The organism is uncultured Aquincola sp., from assembly GCF_964001545.1.
Taxonomy (GTDB): Bacteria; Pseudomonadota; Gammaproteobacteria; order Burkholderiales; family Burkholderiaceae_C; genus Aquincola.
In genome coordinates, this window is sequence record NZ_CAXFDV010000326.1 from 1 (window position 1) to 1,730 (window position 1,730).

Here is a 1,730-nt window from a genome sequence, read left to right on the forward strand (position 1 = left end):
CTGGCCACCGAAGGCATCGTGGTGCTCAACCATGCCGAGCGCAACGATGCGCAGCGCCAGTGGGTGGCCCGCTTCTTCGAGCGGCAGGTGATGCCGCTGCTGGTGCCGGTGGGGCTGGACCCGGCGCACCCGTTTCCGCTGGTGGCCAACAAGAGCCTGAACTTCATCGTGCGGCTGAGCGGGCGCGATGCCTTCGGCCGCGCCAGCAGCATTGCCATCGTCAAGGTGCCGCGGGTGTTGCCGCGGGTCATCCGGCTGCCGGCTTCGGTGTGCCAGCCGGGCGAGCAGGGCTTCGTGCTGCTGTCCAGCGTGATCCGCGCCCACCTGGCCGACCTGTTCGCCGGCCGCGAGGTGGAAACCTTCTCGCAGTTCCGCGTCACCCGCGACTCCGACCTGGAGGTGGACGAGGACGACGTGACCAACCTGCGGCAGGCACTGCGCTCGGGCCTGACCACGCGCCATTTCGGCCAGGCGGTGCGGCTGGAAGTGGTCAAGAGCTGCCCCGAAGAGCTGTCGAGCTTCCTGCTCGAGCAGTTTGCGCTGCCGCCGGCGGCGCTGTACCGCGTCAACGGCCCGGTGAACCTGGTGCGCCTGAACCAGCTGATCGACCAGGCCGCCGCCGACCGCCTGCGCTTCGAGCACCATGAGCCGGCCTGGCCGACGCAGCGGCTGCCGCGCTCGCAGTCCATCTTCGCGCGGCTGCGCCAGGGCGACGTGCTGCTGCACCACCCGTTCGAAAGCTTCGAGCCGGTGGTGCAGTTCCTGCGCGAGGCGGTCAACGACCCCGACGTGCTGGCCATCAAGCAGACCATCTACCGCACCGGCACCCAGAGCGTGCTGATGGACCTGCTGATCGAGGCGGCCCGCCGCGGCAAGGAAGTGATGGTGGTGGTGGAGCTGAAGGCCCGCTTCGACGAAGAGGCCAACATCAACTGGGCCGAGCGGCTGGAAGCCGTGGGCGCGCAGGTGGTGTACGGCATCGTTGGCCTCAAGACCCATGCCAAGCTGCTGCTGGTCACGCGCCGCGAAGGCACGCGCCTGCGCCGCTATGCCCACCTGTCCACCGGCAACTACAACCCGCGCACCGCGCGGCTGTACACCGACGTGGGCTACCTCACCGCCGACGAGCACCTGACCGCCGATGCCGATGCGGTGTTCCACCAGCTGGCCAGCCTGACGGCGATGAAGCCGCCGCGCCACCTGCTGACCGCGCCCTTCGTGCTGCACGGCCGCATGCTCAAGCACCTGCAGCAGGTGACCGACGCCGCCCGCGAAGGCAAGCCGGCGCGCGTGGTGGTCAAGTGCAATGCGCTCACCGACCCGCGCTTGATCGAGGGCCTGGTGGCCGCGGCGCAGGCCGGTGCGCAGATCGACCTGGTGGTGCGCGGCGCCTGCATGCTGCGCCCCGGCGTGCCCGGCTTCACCGAGCGCATCCGCGTGCGTTCGGTGGTGGGCCGCTTCCTGGAACACACCCGGGTGCTGTACTTCCGCTGGGGCGGAGACGATGCGCACGAGGCGCTGTACCTCAGCAGCGCCGACTGGATGAGCCGCAACATGTTCCGCCGCATCGAGCTGGCCTGGCCCATCCACGACCGCGCGCTGCGCCAGCGGGTGATCGACGAATGCCTGGTCCCCTACCTGCACGACACCCAGGAAGCCTGGCTGCTGCGCTCGGACGGCCACTACGAGGCCGTGACCACCACCGGTGAGCCGGTGAGCGCCCAGCAGGC

General features: G+C 69.9%; 1 protein-coding gene. It reads left to right on the top strand.

The features are described 5' to 3' along the window. A partial coding sequence (gene ppk1 / locus ABNT58_RS11380) for a polyphosphate kinase 1 (protein WP_348753592.1) occupies window positions 1-1,730 on the top strand: 1,730 nt, incomplete at both ends.